The sequence below is a fragment of the Sporosarcina sp. resist genome (assembly GCF_014302295.1).
Classification (GTDB): domain Bacteria; phylum Bacillota; class Bacilli; order Bacillales_A; family Planococcaceae; genus Sporosarcina; species Sporosarcina psychrophila.
This window is the reverse complement of sequence record NZ_CP060287.1, coordinates 4,113,482-4,132,609: the sequence shown is the minus strand read 5'-3', so window position 1 is coordinate 4,132,609 and position 19,128 is coordinate 4,113,482. Positions and strand designations below refer to the sequence as shown.

The 19,128-nt window shown below is 39.1% G+C and carries 15 protein-coding genes; 11 read left to right on the top strand and 4 right to left on the bottom strand.

The window, feature by feature from the left end; genetic code table 11:
• Window positions 1-16: 16 nt before the first annotated feature.
• Together H7992_RS19915 and H7992_RS19910 are read left to right on the top strand one after the other, a co-directional pair.
• Entirely contained in the window at window positions 17-511 is a 495-nt protein-coding gene (locus H7992_RS19915; protein WP_187045731.1) for a TRAP transporter small permease, read from the top strand.
• A complete protein-coding gene (locus H7992_RS19910) occupies window positions 508-1,815 on the top strand; it encodes a TRAP transporter large permease (RefSeq protein ID WP_187045730.1) in 1,308 nt (435 codons plus the stop codon). The genes H7992_RS19915 and H7992_RS19910 overlap by 4 nt, the downstream gene beginning before the upstream one ends.
• A 622-nt stretch (window positions 1,816-2,437) precedes the next feature.
• Here H7992_RS19910 and aspA read toward each other — a convergent pair.
• From aspA to H7992_RS19895, 3 genes are all read right to left on the bottom strand, one after another.
• Entirely contained in the window at window positions 2,438-3,856 is a 1,419-nt protein-coding gene (gene aspA, locus H7992_RS19905) for an aspartate ammonia-lyase (protein WP_187045729.1), read from the bottom strand.
• A gap of 72 nt (window positions 3,857-3,928) precedes the next feature.
• A complete protein-coding gene (gene gltS / locus H7992_RS19900) occupies window positions 3,929-5,149 on the bottom strand; it encodes a sodium/glutamate symporter (RefSeq protein ID WP_187045728.1) in 1,221 nt (406 codons plus the stop codon).
• A 171-nt stretch (window positions 5,150-5,320) separates the two neighbouring features.
• Window positions 5,321-6,220 carry a LysR family transcriptional regulator gene (locus H7992_RS19895; protein WP_187045727.1) on the bottom strand — a complete coding sequence of 300 codons (900 nt, stop codon included), beginning with the start codon at window positions 6,218-6,220 and terminating at the stop codon, window positions 5,321-5,323.
• 266 nt (window positions 6,221-6,486) lie between these two features.
• Here H7992_RS19895 and H7992_RS19890 point away from each other — a divergent pair, with 266 nt between their 5' ends.
• Window positions 6,487-7,428: an agmatinase gene (locus H7992_RS19890; RefSeq protein ID WP_187045726.1), complete on the top strand. Its 942-nt coding sequence runs from the start codon at window positions 6,487-6,489 to the stop codon at window positions 7,426-7,428.
• A 240-nt stretch (window positions 7,429-7,668) separates the two neighbouring features.
• Here H7992_RS19890 and H7992_RS19885 read toward each other — a convergent pair whose 3' ends face one another.
• Window positions 7,669-8,565, bottom strand: a complete 897-nt coding sequence (locus tag H7992_RS19885) for a hypothetical protein (RefSeq protein WP_187045725.1) — start codon at window positions 8,563-8,565, stop codon at window positions 7,669-7,671.
• Window positions 8,566-9,802: 1,237 nt separating this feature from the next.
• Between H7992_RS19885 and H7992_RS19880 the strand changes: the two genes are divergently transcribed.
• From H7992_RS19880 to H7992_RS19845, 8 genes are all read left to right on the top strand, one after another.
• A complete protein-coding gene (locus tag H7992_RS19880) occupies window positions 9,803-10,825 on the top strand; it encodes a LacI family DNA-binding transcriptional regulator (protein ID WP_187045724.1) in 1,023 nt (340 codons plus the stop codon).
• Window positions 10,826-10,928: 103 nt separating this feature from the next.
• The gene (locus H7992_RS19875) at window positions 10,929-12,080 is read left to right on the top strand and encodes a Gfo/Idh/MocA family protein (protein WP_187045723.1); all 1,152 of its coding nucleotides are present in this window, start codon (window positions 10,929-10,931) and stop codon (window positions 12,078-12,080) included.
• A gap of 91 nt (window positions 12,081-12,171) precedes the next feature.
• The gene (locus H7992_RS19870) at window positions 12,172-13,131 is read left to right on the top strand and encodes an ABC transporter permease (RefSeq protein WP_187047979.1); all 960 of its coding nucleotides are present in this window, start codon (window positions 12,172-12,174) and stop codon (window positions 13,129-13,131) included.
• A gap of 12 nt (window positions 13,132-13,143) precedes the next feature.
• Window positions 13,144-14,022 (top strand): carbohydrate ABC transporter permease, encoded by an 879-nt coding sequence (locus H7992_RS19865; protein ID WP_187045722.1) that lies wholly within the window; start codon window positions 13,144-13,146, stop codon window positions 14,020-14,022.
• A gap of 16 nt (window positions 14,023-14,038) precedes the next feature.
• On the top strand, window positions 14,039-15,655 hold the full coding sequence (locus H7992_RS19860) for an extracellular solute-binding protein (protein ID WP_187045721.1): 1,617 nt from the start codon (window positions 14,039-14,041) through the stop codon (window positions 15,653-15,655).
• A 68-nt stretch (window positions 15,656-15,723) separates the two neighbouring features.
• A complete protein-coding gene (locus H7992_RS19855) occupies window positions 15,724-16,371 on the top strand; it encodes a YesL family protein (protein ID WP_187045720.1) in 648 nt (215 codons plus the stop codon).
• A 266-nt stretch (window positions 16,372-16,637) separates the two neighbouring features.
• On the top strand, window positions 16,638-17,369 hold the full coding sequence (locus H7992_RS19850) for a GntR family transcriptional regulator (RefSeq protein ID WP_187045719.1): 732 nt from the start codon (window positions 16,638-16,640) through the stop codon (window positions 17,367-17,369).
• A gap of 293 nt (window positions 17,370-17,662) precedes the next feature.
• Entirely contained in the window at window positions 17,663-19,048 is a 1,386-nt protein-coding gene (locus H7992_RS19845) for a S41 family peptidase (RefSeq protein WP_255428490.1), read from the top strand.
• Window positions 19,049-19,128: the final 80 nt, after the last annotated feature.

Below are 19,128 nucleotides of genomic sequence, written 5' to 3'. Positions count from 1 at the left end.
AAAGGAGTGGATGATAATGGAGAAAATAAGAAGTGTTATGGATAAAGCTCTAGCAGCGATATGTGCACTATTATTAGCTTTTATGACTGTACTTGCGACGTACCAGGTAATTACGCGGTACGTCTTCAAAGCTCCGAGTACAATGTCAGAAGATATGCTGAGTTATTCATTTGTTTGGGTTTCCTTGTTAGGCGCTGCACTCGTTTTTGGTCAAAAAGATCATATGAGACTGTCCCTACTTTCAGATAAGTTTAAAGGAGCAGGTGGGCTTATCTTATCAATTTTCACTGAATTGCTAATTATAGCGATTGCAGTAATTGTCTTTTTAGTTGGAGGAAAAGATTTTGTCGGAGTAGGTGCACTGCAGACTTCACCTACTTTAAATATTACTATGGACTTTGTTTATGCAATTCTTCCACTCAGTGGTATTTTGATAATAATCTACAATTTATTAAATATCATTCAATCTATCCAGAAATTTAACGATCGCGAAAAGGAGGAATTACAATGAGCGTAGCGGTATCAGCAGCTTTATTGATCCTTGTGACGATTGTTGTTTTACTACTATTAGGTATTCCAATTGGCATCACATTGATTGTTGCATCAATATTAGCTATTACGCAATCGTTGGGTTTTTCGGCAGCGGTTCCTTCCTCTGCATTAAAAATGTTTCAGGGGATTAATATCTTTACACTATTAGCAATACCATTCTTTATTCTGGCGGGAAATATAATGAATAAGGGAGGCATTGCCCTTCGTTTAATCAATCTAGCAACTGCAATGACAGGGAGGATTCCGGGCTCATTAGCTCATACCAATGTAGTAGCTAATATGCTATTTGGATCAGTATCTGGCTCGGGAACAGCAGCTGTATCTGCAATGGGAACAATTATGAGTCCCATTCAAAAAGAGAAGGGCTATGATGAGGATTTTACAGCGGCAATTAACATCGCAACCGCACCTACTGGACTGTTAATTCCACCCAGTACTGCTTTAATAACCTACGCGTTGGTGAGCGGTGGAACTTCAGTTGCAGCTCTTTTTCTTGGAGGCATACTTCCAGGTATATTATGGGGACTAAGTTGTATGGTTGTGGCCTATTTTTATACAAAAAAGAAAGGATATATCGATACAAAACCAATATCATTTAAGGAATTTATTAGAGTTACACTAGATGCAATACCAAGCCTGTTTTTGATTATTATTGTTATTGGTGGGATTGTTGGTGGTATATTCACTGCTACAGAAAGTGCTGCATTCGCAGTAGTCTACACCTTGCTTTTATCCACTATATTTTATAAAACATTAAAAATTAAAGAATTATATACAATTCTAGTTGAAAGCGCGAAGTTGTCAGCGATTATTATGTTCTTAATCGGTGCTTCTAATATTATGGGCTGGGTCATGTCGTTTACTGGAATACCTAACATGATGGCTGATGTCATATTGGGGATTTCTGATAATCCTATCATTATCTTGTTGGCGATAAATCTTTTATTACTATTTGTAGGTACATTTTTGGATCTTACGCCTGCGATTTTAATTTTCACACCTATTTTACTTCCTGTTTGTTTAGCATTAGGAATGACACCTTTACATTTTGGAATTATGCTTACGTTTAATCTATGTATTGGAACGATTACCCCGCCAGTAGGGAATATTCTTTTTGCCGGTATTAAAGTGGCCGATAGGAAATTGGAAAAAGTTATGCCACATCTTTTAAAGTTTTATGGAGCTATTTTTGTTGTTCTTATGCTGGTAACCTATTTCCCATGGTTTTCATCATTCTTACCATCATTAGCTGGATATCGTTAATATAACATTTGAAATGATAAACAAGGGGCTGTGTGACAAACAGCTCCTTATTTGTATACCAAGTATTGGTGCATTCTAATGGGGGGGAAAGTTATATCCTCAGATCAGGCGATTAGACATCATTAGAAAGATGGCGGAAACTAATTTCATGCACAGGCACCGGCGTTTGTTTTTGAAAATTACTGCATCTTCAATGTAAGCAATACATCATAGATAGCGACGAATGATGTTTCCACAATATCCGCTCCGATATATGGGACACCCGATAGTCGGGCAAGTTGCTTCGATATGTCTTCAGTTAAATTGTAATGGACAAACCATAGAAAAAAGGGGGAGCGCCCGAAATTGTATCTTCGGGCGCTTTGAAAATGGATAGAGAAGAATCTATTCCTTCATATTAAAAGCAAGCGCTCTTCTTTTATGTCCATTATAGGGAAGCGAAGGACAGCTAACGGTAACACGATTACCGAAAAGAACGCTAAAATAAGTGACTTCGTCACTTATTTTAGCGCTTGATTTCTCAATAATCGTGTAGCGGGCACTTTGTCCAAAGCGAACCAATAATGGCCTGTAGAAAAAGGCAACTCACTGTGATTGTCTTATTTTTTTATTCAAAGTATCTTTATTTACTCAACAGTCCTCCAGAAATTCCAGGGTTGGTCATTTCGTAAGGATCTAAAATTAGGTTTAGTTCATCTTCAGATAAAATCCCGTATTGTTTACAAAGTTCACGAACCGACTTATTATCTATAATCGCTTCACGTGCTATTTTTGCAGCCGTTTCATACCCGATGTGTGGATTAATGGCTGTAATAACGCCCACACTCTTTTCAACATAGTCTTTCATTTGTGTTTCGTTTGCCTTGATTCCTGAAACACAATAATCGGTAAATACCTGAAATCCATTATTCATGATGTTAATGGACTGCAGTAAGTTGAAAACGAGTACGGGTTCCATGACATTCAGTTCCAGTTGGCCAGCTTCGGATGCAAGACATATGGTGTTATCATTTCCGATTACCTGAAAGGCAATTTGGTTAATGACTTCAGCCATTACTGGGTTTACTTTCCCTGGCATCATTGAAGATCCGGGTTGTCGGGATGGTAAATTCAATTCATTTAACCCTGCACGTGGACCGGATGCCATTAATCTTATATCATTCGCTATTTTAGACATGTTCATCATACATACTTTTAGAGAAGCGGACACTTCGGTGTATACATCCGTATTTTGTGTCGCATCTACTAAATTCTCAGCTGCGAGTAAAGGAAAGCCACTGATTTCCTCTAAGTGTTTAACGACGGATAGGATATATTTCGGCTCAGCATTGAGTCCGGTCCCAACTGCAGTAGCACCCATATTTACTTCGTACAGATGCTGACGCGATTGGGAAATACGTTTAATATCTCGTAGGATTACACGGCTATAGGCTTCGAATTCTTGTCCTAACCGGATTGGAACCGCGTCTTGTAGATGAGTGCGTCCCATTTTAATGACATGATCAAATTCAATTGATTTTAATTTAAACGCATTATACATGCTTTCCATGGTTACCAGTAACTTTTCTGAAAGGGCAAGTGTAGCAATATGAATAGCGGTAGGGAATGCATCATTTGTTGACTGAGCCATATTGACATGTGTGTTTGGGCTTAAAAAATCATAATCACCTTTTTGTCTGCCGAGTATCTCCAAGGCGCGATTGGCAATGACTTCATTGGCATTCATATTGATAGAAGTCCCTGCGCCTCCCTGTATCGGATCGACGATGAACTCATTGTGCCAGTGTCCTTCGATTATTTCATCAGCAGCCTGTACAATCGCTTTCTCCAAATGAGAAGGAAGGCGGTCTATCTCTCGATTGGCGATTGCGGCTGCTTTCTTGACGATAGCCATGGCTACTATCAATTCTTTATCGATACGATAGCCAGTAATCGGGAAATTCTCAATGGCCCTTAGCGTTTGAATCCCGTAGTAACAATCATTCACCACCTCTTTTTCACCTAGGAAATCTCTTTCTACTCGTATATTTACAGTTGTCATCTTTATCAGTCCTCACCTATTTTATCGGAAAAATGTATTCTCAATAAATGCAACTAGCCCTATTAAATACCGTTAGTGTGCGAAGAAATTAGTGAATATAACGATACAAGGTACCCCTACCAAATCGATTAACATTGATCCGGCTACTGGAATGATGAAAAATGCTTTTCTGGATACAAGTCCGTATTTACTCGCAACTGCGTCCATTACAGCTAGTCCATTTGCGGTTGCTCCTAAACCATGGCCGATAAATCCACTTGCAAGCAGTGCAGCATCGTAGTTTTTTCCTGTAAATTTAAAGACAATAAATACTGCAATCAGGACTATTGCAATGGTTTGAGCTACTAGAATGATAATTAGAGGAACGGCTAAGTCATACAGTTCCCATATTTTTAATTTCATCATGGCCATCGTCAAGAATAATTCTAGGGCAATGATTGAAATGACATCGATTGTTTTCTGGCTAATGGCAAAGTATTGTTTCTTTTCATTAATTGATCGGAAAACCAATCCTACAAATAAGCTGAATACATGGCCTGGAACAGTAAATCCTGTTGCATCTGTTATCCATTTAGCTGTATTGGTTCCAATTGCTAAAATGATTAGGATTGCGGCAACGATTGTAATAATGCTTTTGGCAGTGATTTCGTCCTTAGAATTGTTATCTCCAGTTTCAACCAACTTACTCCATCCGGCGTCAGTTTCAATTTTTAAGTTATTTCTCTTAATTAACCAGTTACCAACCGGTCCACCAATCAAACTTCCCGCAACTAAACCATATGTTGCGGCAGCCATACCGACAGTGAGAGCGCTTTCAGCTCCAGCATCTTGAATGAACGGAGCCATTGCGGCTGCCATTCCGTGACCACCCTCTAATGCAACGGCACCAGCAACAATGCCTAACAAAGGATCAATGCCAAGTAAGGTAGCGAGTGCTACACCAAATCCATTTTGAAAGATAGCCAATCCCCAACAAATGAGGAGATAAATGAAAAGTATTTTCCCACCTTTTCTAATTAAGTCAAAACTTCCTCCAAGGCCGATTGTGACAAAAAATACGAACATGAGTAAATCGCCAATTGTATTATCCAATGAAATAGAAGGTAAATTGACTTCAAATAATACCCATGTGAGTAATGCGAACCCAAATCCGCCGATTACCGGGGCTGGAATACAGTACTTTTCAAAAAAACTGATTTTCTTTCTCCCTAACATTCCAAGAACCAATAATAATGCACCAAGTGCTGTCGAAGTGATTAAATTTAGTTCAAGGCCCCCATCTTGAAAAATCATTGAAATCCTCCCCCTCTGGAATAAAGTAATACTCCTATTCAAGCATCACTAGTAAGATATTTCTGAATGACTAAAATTTTGTTATAAAAACTATAACATGTGGGGGAGGTTGCGAATTATCAGACTGTTTTATTAACTGATAGATTAAATTTATGAATGATTTAATCTAAATTAAAAAAGTGGGTTACTCTGAAATTGATGAAAAACGAAAGATGAACAAAAATTGATAATTTCTGTAACGGGCTCGTCTTTTGAATAAGCTATTGCAATTTCTGTATTGATATTTAAAGGTTTTGTTAATGGAATGTTCACCAACTGATTGCTTTCAACTTCCTCATACACTGCATGTTGCGGTAAAAAGCAAATACCCATGCCTTTCTTTACTAACCTTTTAGCGGATTCCATATTGTCGACTTCTATAATTGTATTTAGTTGGAGGTTCATGGACTCCATTAATCGATTTATATAGAGCCATTCAGTTGAATTATGATCGTAAAAAATTATATCCTCGCTTGTTAATTCTTCTAAAGAAACGGATTTTTTCTTGTTGGCCAGGTTGTGGTTTGCAGCTGCGAAAAGCCCTACAGGATTGCTGAGTATTGTTTTTGTATGAATTTTTGGATGAGTAATCGTTCTGATAAGCCCAAAATCAATTTCATTATTTACTAATTTGTTCATAATTTCTTCGGAATGATGAGAAATAATTTTCACCCTTAATAGTGGGAACTTTTTTTTGAGTTCGGGCAAAATTTCCGGTATGAGATAACTTGAAACTGAATTGGCACATCCAATCCGTATTTGATCGGGAATATACATATCTTGTTTCATTTTATAGGTCGCTTCTTGATAATAACTAAGCATTTTTTCAGCATAAGGGAATAGTTTTTTTCCGCTATCCGTTAGTATGGACTTCCTGCCTTCTCTGAAAAAGAGTTTTGTATTCATTTCATTCTCAAGGGAACGAATGCGTGCTGAAATAGTAGGCTGGGATAAAAACAGTGCCTCCGCAGCTTTATTGAAGTTATCAAAATGAACAATGTAGACGAATGCTTCTAAGTTCCGGATATTCATACTTTCATCTCCTATTCATATCTTCTATATATTCTACCTGAAAATAAAACGACTGACAGATTGTTTTCAAATGAATGAATACATAAATATATTTTATCGTTTGATAAAATAGTCTGATAACTAATAGGGGATTTAGCGTGCTATATTTGTTTTAGCCCTAATATACACTTTCACCGGCTAAGGATGAATTATACCTTACCGGTCAGAAGGCTGAAGTGGAAATATGAAAGATAGCAGTCAAAATTCATTTAAATGGGGGATTTACTATGGAAAGAGTTAATATGCCGATTACAGGAATCTGTTCTTTTGCTAAGTATCCAATCTGTGATAACTTAGAAAATCTTGACGCTGACATCGCAGTTTTAGGTGTTCCGTACGATACGGGTGTAGGATTCATGACGGGATGCCGTTTCGGTCCAAGAAGAATTCGTGAAGTATCCACACATTATTCACGCGGAGATGCTGGTTTTTACGATCCGGAAAGAGATGAAGTTTTCTTGGGAGCACCCGTAAAAATAGTTGACGTTGGAGATGCAGACGTTGTCCACGGAGATATTCCGAGATCGTTCGACGCTATTGAGTATGCGGTTAGTAAAATTCGTGAAAAGGGTGCAATTCCTGCAATTATGGGTGGAGATCACTCAATTTCAATTCCGATTGCAAGGGGATTAAAAAACGAGGGAAAAGTAACTGTCATCCAATTAGATGCACATCTGGATTGGTCCGATGCTCCAGGTGGACAAACACTTGGTAATGGTAGTCCAATGAGAAGAATGTCTGAAATGGAACATATTGATGAAATGGTGCAAATTGGGCTCCGTGGACTAGGGAGTAGCCGGAAAGAGGATTATGATGCAGCCAAAGCATATAATAGCCAGTTGATTTCTGCAAAAGAAGCGATTAAGCTTGGTGTTGAAGGGGTGTTAGACAGAATACCGGTGGCAGATAAATATTATGTAACAATTGATATTGACTGTTTTGATATCTCGCTAGCTACCGGTACTGGATCTCCATCACCCGGTGGATTCTCATATGACTTCTTAAATGATATTTTGATAGGGATTGCAGAGAAAGGCAATGTTATCTGCTTCGATCTTGTTGAAGTAGCGCCTCAATATGATCCGACAGGTGCAACTACTCGTGTAGCTGCAATGACGATGTTGAACTTCATGGGACATATTTTGAAAAAACAAGAAAAGATTCAATAATAATGCCTCGCAATCACACGAATTAGAATTGAATTTGAAAACTTTGTTGTATTCAATAAGAATGAATACCATTGCATCTAGGTAGATTTAGTATGTATCGAAGTCTTGGCGAAGAAGGAAATTAGTATCTTAATTGAAAAAACAATTGTCATCGTGGATCTCGAATTTAGGGAATAAATCCAATCAATTGAAATGAAAAAAAGTCAGCCAACTCTCAAAGTTGGCTGACTTTTTTGTTGTTTACTCCACCACGGAAATTTCACCGTGCTCCAAACTATAATAAAAGTTTTCGTCAGCTACTGTAACGAGAACATTGATTGTGGAGGGGTCCTCTTCGTTTGGACGATATAGTAAAAGATCTTGATTTTGCGGGACTAGTAAATATTCGGTACCGTCTTTATTGCGGTATCGGTCGCCTTCAAAGTGCTCTGCAATTTCCGCCTCAAGAGCCTCTTTTGTTGTTGTGAAAGAAATTGTTTCTACCCAATCGTCGTAATACGTGACGAGTAATTCTTTCTCAGGGTATTGTTGAATCCAGTAATTTTGTATCATTTCATCAGGGCCTTCAGATTCTGGATTGCCAAGCTTTGCTTTCACTGCCGACGGTTTGTCGCCTTGTAGAACGCCGTAGATTAGGAATTGGTCATTTTTCATACGAAACATAGGCGTTTCTTCTATTGAAGTAGATTTTTTGTATTCACCGCTGAGTATTAACTGAGATCCGTCAGTAATTTCTTCATTGATGGTGAGCTGGAGCGCTGAGCCGTCCATCTTGATGATCATTTTGCAGTTTGCGGTAGCCTCGCAAGTAGCTTCGGCTTGATGGCCATCAATTGTTCCGTTCCCTTCAAAGGTAAGTGACTTCGGAGAAGAGTCTTCAGTAGTTGGCTGTAAGCCGCTTATTTTGTAGTCGAATTCAGATTCATCGTTCTCCGTAATGTGCAGCGTGCCAAGTATGTTGTCACTTAGGAAAAACCATTCTCCATTCCAAGGGCTTTCGGAGACGGTTTCGTTAGTAGGTGTCGGATTTTCTACTGGATCAGTTTTGCCACTGGGATTCTGATCTTTGTCGGGGCTGCATCCCGTTATAATGATTGCGAGAAGCAGGATGGCTGTTCGTGGTATCCACTTTTGCATATTGGTACCTCCATTTATTGGGTTGTTGTGCATTCAACTATACAGGAGATACATGACAATTACATGGTAGATAAGTGTGGGCTAGTTCTAAGTTGTCTAAGTAGTGTTTGATAAACCAATAGGTAAATTGAACACTTTGGAAGTTGTGAAAAGTTAAATATAAAGTAATCCGAAAAACAACAAATTCATTTGCTTTTAAAGACAGAAGTTATTACTTACAGTTTAAGATAAAAGACATCATAAAAGGTTTTAATGCGCTAAAGAACGACAAGATTCAATCGTTAATTCACTGAAAGTTGATTGTTTTACAATGAAACATCCGAACTGCATTTATTAATGCGTCTTGGGTGTTTTTTAATTATATTGGACCAAGATAATATGTCTTTGGTATTGAAGGAAACATAGTTCACGATATCTAACGAGCAAAAAATTGTGGTTGACCTGAAAGTAAATGAAACATAATATTTGAACGAGTTTTGTTTAATTGCTCTAAAGAAGAACTTTTGAACATAGAATATCAAAATTGACGTTTGAACTCGTGTTTAAAATTTTAACGGTGTTCAAAAAAGACTTGCAAATTAATTTTCTGATTGCTAGAATGATTTAAAGACGGAATAGTTAGATAACTAAAAGGCGTTTAAAAGGAGAGAATCAGATGAAAGGGCCGGACGTCTTGGAAGAAAATCAGGGGAAGGCTTTTTAAATACTGAGGGGTAATAAGTGAAGAGATTTATCGATAGGGTGAGCATTAGTTGCTTGTCCGTTTATTGATGTAATCGAAACTTTTGACGGAGCTTAAGCTTGCAAAAGATGAAAATCGAGTGGGAAAGTGCTGATAGGGAATATAAGATACTTTTGCATACTACGGTTTACTAATAATGAGGAGACGGGAGATATACGGTCAGTATCGAATTGAAGTCCCAACTTTTATATGCCAGGGACCATCAATTAATATAAGGGGATGCGTAACACAGTTGTATTGTGATGTAACTTAGAGTTAGTAATCTTATTTAATAGACTATTTAAAAAACATGTTGACACCCGTAAAAATAGACTATATATTATTTGTAATAACAATTTTCCAACTATAGGGAAGTACCTCACATATTTTTTACCTAAAGTTGTACCTACAACCCATCCACGAACTGCTGTGAGTTTACTATTGTACTAAACTACATGGAAATTTGTAGTACAATAATGTAAAAGAAAACGGTTGCAAAAGAAAGAGGTAAATAAAATGGTGAGATTAAAAGATATTGCAGAGTATGTGGGTGTTTCAGTTACAACTGTTTCCCGTGTGATTAAAAATGATTCTTCTCGAAATGTGAATCCTGAAACAAAGAAAAAAGTTTGGCAGGCAGTAAAAGAGTTAGGATATACGCCAAATGAGTATGCGCGGCATCTTGTTGCATCTTCTAGGCAACAGAAAAAAAGAACGAAGAGAATTGCGTGGCTAGCTAGTCCACGCCTTGCAGAAACAAATCCGTATTTTTCTAAAATCTATTCTGGTATCAGCGAAACATTGAATAGCGCTGGATACACGTTGCTGCTGCTAAGTAATGAGGATTTGGAAGATGAGGCACTTTTCCATCAGATGATTCGTGAAAAGGAAGTTGAAGGGATATTACTAATTGATAAAGTGGATGAAAAAGTTCTTCTTGAGATTAAAGATTTACTTCCTGTTGTGGGTGTTGATTTTAACTACAGTGATCATGCGATTTCAACTGTAGATTATGATCGGGAGGATGCAGCGTGGAAGGCTGTAGAACATCTAGTGTCAAAAGGGCATCAGCGTATTGGATTCATGGGCGGTGAGATAGGAGCCGATATGGCTAGCGAAAAACGTTTCAAGGGCTTTAAAAAAGCGATGAATGAATTCGGATTGACTATTGATAAAAGTTGGGTGATTAATACAGGTTGGTGTTTGGAGCAAAGTTATAAGTCGGCGATGGATTTATTGAGTCAACCATCAACTAATCGTCCAACTGCTCTATTATGCGCGGGGGATTTGTTGGCGATTGCGTCGATGCGGGCAGCACATGAACTTGGACTTACTATACCTGATGATATCGGGTTTATTGGGATCGATAATAATGAAATGGCTCAATATGTCCATCCTTCATTGACAACAATATCGATTCCACAATATGAAATGGGTGTAATCGCGGCAAAAACGCTAATTAACCAAATTGAAGACCATCCGAACATTGATTTAAAAACGTTATTACCATTTAAATTAGTAGTACGTCAATCGACATGAAAACAGGTAATTAATTTCATTAGGTACATAAGGAAAACGTTTTCCTAAAATCGGGGGATAAGTACCCAAAGTGAAAAAATTTGGATATAGATGGGGTGGGGACATGAAGAAAGTAAGAATGGGAATTATAGGAGCGGGTTTACGCGGTGGACTTGCACACTACTGGCATAAGTCGGAAGGGGAATCTGAAGTTGTTGCAATTGCAGATATTTCTAATGAACGCATTGCCAAGTTCCAAGAGAAATATGAGACACCGTTATATCAAACAAATGACTATAAAGAACTGTTAAAGCGTAATGATATCGATGCGGTTGCCGTATTGTCGCCGGATTATTTGCATGAAGAACATGTTATCGCGGCTCTTGAAGCAGGTAAACATGTCTATTCTGAAAAACCACTTGCTATTACGGTCGAGGGATGTGACCGAATTATTGAAGCGTGGGAGAAATCAGGCAAGCACTTGATGGTCGGTTTCAATATGCGTTATATGAGCATGTACCAGACAATGAAGGAATTAATTGACTCAGGTGCAATTGGGGAATTAAAAGCAATTTGGGTTCGTCACTTCGTCGGCTTTGGCGGTTATTTCTACTACCACGATTGGCACGGGAAATCAGAAAATACAACGTCACTTCTGTTACAGAAAGGTTCACATGACCTTGACGTTATCCATTGGATTTCAGGCAAGTATACGACAAAGGTTTCTGCATTTGGGAGCCTTGATTACTACGGAGGGGATATGCCGAACGACTTAACATGTCCCGAGTGTGAGTTAAAGAATACGTGCCCTGAGTATGTAGCACATACATTTACGCAATGTGCATTCCGAGAAGAAATCGATGTGGAAGACAATAACATGCTTATTATGGAACTTGAGGGCGGCATTAAGGCATCGTATCTTCAATGTCACTTCACACCAGATTATAATCGTAACTACACATTCATTGGAACAGAAGGACGTATAGAGAATGATGATGTTAACGGAAAAATACACTTGAAAACGCGTAAAACAAACACATGGAAAGAGCTAAGTGATGTCACATACGATTTGAAACAAGAAGAAGGTAGCCATGGTGGGGCAGATCCGAAAATAACGCAAGACTTTATTGATTTAATCCTTCATGGTAAAGAGCCTCTTACTACGCCTTTCGCTGGAAGAATGAGTGTAGCGGTTGGATGTGCAGCAACAGAGTCAATTCGTGCAGGTGGTAAAGTCGTCAGGGTTTCACAAGAATCTAGCATCGTACACAGCTGAATGTGTTTGGAGGAAAAGGGGTCTGATCATGACGAATATTAGTGAGAGGGTAGGGTCTGCAGAGAAGAATGGCTTAAGTGAGGGAAAGAGGATGTTTAAAAGTCCTCAAAATAATCAGGGTCCCGAGAACGCGAGGAAAAGAAAAAAGGGAATTGGATGGAAAAAGGAAATCCGGAAAAACTGGGAACTTTATGTATTACTAACACCAGTCATTCTATACTTTCTTGTGTTCCATTACTTCCCGCTCTACGGTTTGCAAATTGCATTTAAAGATTTCATTGCGAATAAAGGGGTTACGGGCAGCCCTTGGGTAGGATTTAAGCACTTTGAGCGATTCTTTGATAGTTACTATTTCTGGAGACTTATTAAAAATACAGTCGGAATTGGTATTTTCACTTTATTGGTATCATTCCCAGTTCCGATTATATTGGCGCTCCTATTAAATGAAGTGAAAAGTTTACGTTATAAAAAATTCGTACAGACAGTTATCTACGCACCGCATTTCCTTTCAACAGTCGTTGTTGTGGGAATGATGCTACTGTTCTTGAAAACAGAGGGGCTAGTCAATCAGGTGGTTCGAATTTTCGGTGGGACACCAATCGATTTTATAACGGAGCCAGCTTGGTTTAAAAGTTTGTATGTATTGTCAGACGTCTGGCAAACGATGGGTTGGAGTTCAATTATTTACATTGCGGCATTAGCTGCAGTAGATCCTTCTCAACATGAAGCAGCAATGATTGATGGTGCATCAAGGTTCCAACGGATTATTAACATTAATATTCCTGCGATCATGCCTACAATCGTCATTCTCTTCATTTTGAATGCAGGGTCTGTTATGGCTGTTGGATTTGAAAAAGTATACCTTATGCAAAATGACTTGAATATGGTGACATCAGATGTCATCTCGACATTTGTGTATCGAAGCGGAATATTGGAAGCGCAATATAGCTTCTCTGCAGCAGTAGGACTATTCAACTCGCTCATTAACTTCTGTATGCTGATAATGGTCAATCAGATTGCGAAAAAAGTGAATGAGACAAGTCTATGGTAGGGGGTGGGTGCAGTGAGAGAGACGAAAACAGATCGTAGGTTTACTATATTTAACTATGTGTTCCTTACCATTGTTGCCTTACTTGTCATCTATCCATTAGTTTTCGTGGTCAGTGCATCTCTAAGTAACCCACAATATGTGATATCGGGTGAGATGTGGTTATGGCCGAAGGAATTTACGCTAGAGGCATATGAAAAGGTCTTCAAAAACCAGGCTATAATTAATGGGTTTGTCAACACGTTGAAGTATACAGTATTTGGAACGATTTTGAATGTCATTATGACTATTTTAGCAGCGTATCCATTGTCACGAAGAGATTTAAAGGGACGTGGTGTTATTATGGCGTTTATCATCTTTACGATATTTTTCAGTGGGGGACTTATCCCGACATATCTACTTATTCGTGATCTTGGAATGCTAGATACTTTTTGGGTCATGATTATTCCGAATGCCGTTGCGGTTTGGAATATCATTATTATGAGAACGTTTTTCCAGGCTATTCCTCAAGAGTTGGAAGAGTCAGCCAAAATGGATGGCAGTGGGAATTTCAGAATTCTTTGGAGTATTGTGTTGCCATTATCATTTCCGGTTATTGCCGTCATGGTGCTATTCTATTCAGTCGGCCATTGGAATTCATACTTCCAGGCATTGATTTATTTACAGGATGAAAATAAGTTTCCACTGCAATTGATACTTAGGCAAATTCTGATTCAAGGTCAGACTGATGACATGATTCAAGCAACGTCGGAAAGCTTTTTAGCGCAACAACTCAGTGTTGAAGGGCTAAAATATGCAGTACTGATTGTTGCCAACTTACCGATGCTCATGCTGTATCCATTTTTACAAAGGTACTTCGTGAAAGGCGTTATGATAGGTTCACTAAAAGGCTAATAAGGGGGAGAATGGTTTGAAGAGAAGGTATTTTTCAAGCGTAGCAGTAACTTTATTGTTAACAGCGGGGATTTTGGGGGCTTGTTCAAAAGACGATGAACCTGCTGAAAAAGGCGAAAATGCTGGTAATGTAAACGCAACGGGTATGCCAATTGTTGAAGAAAAGATTCAAGTCGATGGATTTGCAGCGAAATTCTTCTCTTCACAAGACTGGGACAGCCTTATGCTTTGGGAAGAGTATGAGAAAATGTCGAATGTTGAAGTGAATTGGACAACCGTACAAATTGAGGGATTAGCAGAGAAACGCAATTTGATGCTTGCAGCTGGGGATTATCCCGATTTTTACTTCGCTTCAGCTTTATCCAAAACAGATTTGATCAAATACGGAGAACAAGGTGTATTTATATCGTTAAATGACTATATAGATGAATACGCACCGAATTTCAAACAGCTACTTGATAAGTACCCTTCGGTGAAACAAGGTGTTACGATGGCGGATGGAAATATTTATGGTTTCCCTGCAATTTATGACCCGGAATTCGAAGCTTTACGTGCAGGTACACCGTGGATAAATAAAGATTGGCTTGAAAAATTGGAACTCAAAGCACCTGAAACACCGGATGAATTGTATGTAGTATTGAAAGCGTTCAAAGAACAAGATCCGAATGGTAATGGTAAAGCGGATGAGCTTGGATGGGGGAGCGGCTATGGCGTTGCTGAATTCACTAGCTATTTACGCGGAACCTATGGCTTGAACAAACAAGGGTCTATGAACATCAACCTCGACTTTAAAGAAGGTACGGAGGAGTTCCGTTTTGTGCCCGCCACAGATGAATACAAGGAAATGCTAACATTCTTGAACAAGCTATATAAGGAAGGTTTAGTTAACCAGGATGTGTTTACGACTGAACCACAGACGTTTTCTGCAGAAGCATCTAAAGGGAATTATGGTATGTTGAGTGAGGTTGACCCGAAAGAATTACTAAAACTCGACGGTTATGTTGGTGTACCGGTTCTTGAAGGTCCTACGGGGGAACGTGCTTATAACACAGTTTCCACTGGACTTGGAAATCTTGGCATGTTCGTTTTGACGGATAAAGCAAAAAATCCAGAAGCAATGGTTCGCTGGATGGATCACTTCTATGGGGAAGAAGGCAATAAAATGTTCTTCATGGGCTTCGAGGGTGTGACGTATGAGGAAGATGCAGAAGGAAACTTCAAGTATCTACCTGAAATCACGGACAATCCGAATGGCCTAAATATGGACCAAGCGATTAGCGAATACTTGACTTGGCCAGGGGGCTATTATCCTGGAATCGTTAGACAGCAATACTTCCAAGGAGCAGAAGGAAAAGAAGCTACTGCTGCAAATGCTGCGCAAACAAAACCCTATCGCATAAAAGATGAAGATATTATTCCTGGACTCAACTATACACTAGAAGAGAATGATAAAGTCAGTGCAGTTATGACAGATGTTCAAACATATGTGGATGAAATGACTGCTGCCTTTATTACGGGGAAACAGGACTTTAGCAAGTGGGATGAATACAAGAAAACACTTAATAAGATGGGATTACAATCGTATCTTGAAGTTGCTCAAGAGGCATACGAGCGTATGCAAAAAGAACAATAAAATAAAAATCAAAACTCATATGAAGAGTTACCTTCATATGAGTTTTACCTTTTAATGGAGGTCATTACATGAGCGCAAACGGATGGAAAGGTAAACTTTATTGGTTCGTGGAAGTTGTAACAATGCTCGCGGTGTTGCAACTCATGTGGATTGGGTTGACACTACTTGGCCTAGTAGTTTTGGGCATATCACCGGCTACTGTAGGGTTATTCGTTGTCATGCGAAAAAGGTTACAAGGTCAAGACAGTTTACGATCGCTAACAAGCAATTATTGGGCGACGTATAAAGCTGAGTTCATTAATTCGAATAAGATTGGTATTATTTTGATTGTCATTGGCTATTTTCTCGTTCTTAATTTGCGTATTGTGCTGACGATTAATGGGACCTTTGGATTGTTGATGATAACGTTGATGGTCATGATTTCGATTCTTTATGCTGTGATGGTGATGAATATTTTTCAAGTGTTTGCTAACTACGAACTGCCACTTTTACGATATTTCTCTGCATCGCTGTTACTAAGTATTTCCTACCCGATTCAAGTGATTGGATCTGTTATGGGGCTTTATGTGTTTTACCGAGGATTCCTGATTATTCCGGGGTTGCTTCCGTTTTTCGGAATCAGTGTATCGATTCTATTTTTAACATGGATGTCCTCGCAAATTTTCCGTTTGAAAGGTGAATCGGATGGTTCATTTCAAGTGGAAGAAGTTAAATGAATACCAATAATAAACTGAGCGAAGGCGCCATTTGATACCAGTAACTGGGTGCCAGATAGCACAGTGGTCATATTTAGGACGGGAGGCATCCCCGAGCGCCGGAGCGGATTTGAAGAAAATCTATATTTCAACCCTTCACAGGCATGAAATGGACAATTTGTAAGGGTTCTATTCCTGATTAGCATAATGGCGTGTTCAATTGTTGCGAGTCTTGTTGAAATGATGGTAGATTGAAGAGTAAGAACTATGAAAAAGGATGAAGTGTGATGAAACCATTAGATCAAGGAAGTATCATTCCATTATATCATCAAATGAAACAAAGATTAGATACACGCATCCGAGCAGGGGAATGGAAGCCAGGCGATAAAATTGATTCGGAAAATATCTTGATGGACATATTTCATGTGAGTCGGAATACAGCGAAGAAAGCGATTGAAGAATTGGTCCAGGAGGGCGTACTTTATCGGATACAAGGAAAAGGCACCTTTGTTTCTAGACCTAAATTTGAACAATCATTAACTGGATTTTATAGCTTTAGCCGTGTTTTACGTGAAAAGGGACTGCATCCTACTGACCGTGTACTTGAAGTAAAGGAAGTTGCCCCTTCTGCAACTGTGAGAGCGGGATTGCAGCTTCCAGCGGGTGAAAATGTAATTGAAATGAAAAGGCTACGCTGTGCGGATGGAGAACCGATTATTCTTGAATCATCATTTATGCCGAAATCAGTTATTCAAGATATGGCTGTTTTGTATGAAGTCGGAACCTCATCATTGTACGATTTGTTGGATGAACGTTATGGCGTGATAGTTGTCCGTGCGAAAGAAACCTTTGAACCCGTTTTAATAAGGGAAGAGGAAAGTGACCTTCTCGAGACGGACGTTGGAAAACCTGCTTTGCTTTTGGAAAGAACAGCATATGATACGAATGGGCAACCAGTAGAATTTTGTATTTCGATTGTGCGGGGAGATCGTTGTAGATTTTACACAGAATTAGTATAAACTCATGGAATTTTCTATGGGTTTATTTGTGTTGCTAAATATGTTGAACAAATGATTACCTGTATAACCCAAGCGAAGGCGCCTTATAAGGGATAACCGAAGCTGCTGGGTTTATGGCGGGAGGTATCCCCTAGCGCCGTAGAGGATTTGAATGGTATCTTTATTTCAACATATATGATTCAATTCGAACATTACTCGTATAGTTATCCGAATACTTTTAATCTAACTTGGAGCCCATCAATGAAAAGCGTATAATAGAAGAAAGTTGAAATTAATAGGAGGGATTAATCAGCGTGAAGATAAGCCTGAAATCATTTGTGTTGTTATTTGCCATGCTATTCGTATTACTTCCACAGGTAACTTCCGCGTCAGTAGAACCGCTTGATGAAATCCGGCAATTGGTGCGTGATTTCTATGTCGATGACGTGCCGGAATCGGTGTTGTCTAAGGGCACAGTTAAGGAGATTACAAAGCATCTCGATCCCCATTCCGTCTATATGAGTGCGAAGGAGTACCAAGGATTCGTAAATGGGATTGAGCAGCGGATAGTTGGAATTGGTGTTGTGCTAGAAGAGGATTTGAAAGGTGTTAAAGTCATTTCGGTTATTCCGGAAGGGCCTGCAGCGAGAGCGGAAATACAACCGGGTGATGTGATTACACATGTAAATGGGAAAAGCATCGTAGGGAAGTCAATTCAGACTGCGATATCGTTAATTAGCGGAGAAGAAAAAACAGTGGTTACGGTAACGATTAACCGGATTGGCCAACGAGACCCTATCACCAAAAAAATTACGCGGGAAGAGATTACGCTGCCGAATGTTGAATATGAAATGCTTGGCGGCAATATTGCCTATATTCGACTGAACAGTTTTGCGATGGAATCCTCGAAAGAAATGAACAAAGCAATTCAATCTTTAAACGGAGCAGATGGATGGATTGTTGATTTGCGTAACAACGGCGGCGGTTACATAACGGCTGCACAGGACATTGCGGGATTCTTTCCAAATACAGTCAACGCGTTTCAATTAAGGGAAAAGAACAGTAAGCCGATGACTTATCCGTCGACTATTCAACCAAGAAAGTTTAACGGACCAACGCATGTTTTGATTAATGAATACAGTGCGAGTGCTTCGGAAATGGTCTCTGCAACAGTGAAAGAGCAAAAGACGGCTACTTTATACGGTCAAACGAGCTACGGTAAAGGTACGATGCAAGCGATGTATGGATTTGATGATGGCAGTGTGTTGAAAATGACGACTGCAAGATTTTATTCGCCGGGCGGACAATCAGTGGATAAAGTGGGTATTAAGCCGGATGTCATAACCAAAAAAGAGGCTGAGCTCGAAGTGTCCCATCATGATCAGTTACTTAAAAAGCTGATGGGATACAAACAGCTTCCTGAACTTGTGAATGTCCCCGTCAGCAAGAAGTTTACGGTTGAAATGAATACAACAATGAATTGGAAAAACATCGATAAAAAAACGGTTCAACTTATCCAATTGGGAGGACAAGAGATCGGGGCTTCTATAAAGGCTGTGAATGCAACTACAATTACGGTTGTTCCGAATAAACCATTGATAGCGGGAAGTAGATATGTACTTGTGATTCATCCGCTTTATAAAAATATGCAAAATAAACCGATGAAACAAGGTGTATACTTAGAGGTATCGGTTAATTAAATAAGCACCGGGTTTTCGTCGACTTTAAGAAATATAAAGTTGGGTGAAACCTGGTGCTTTTTTTCTTGGAATATGAAATT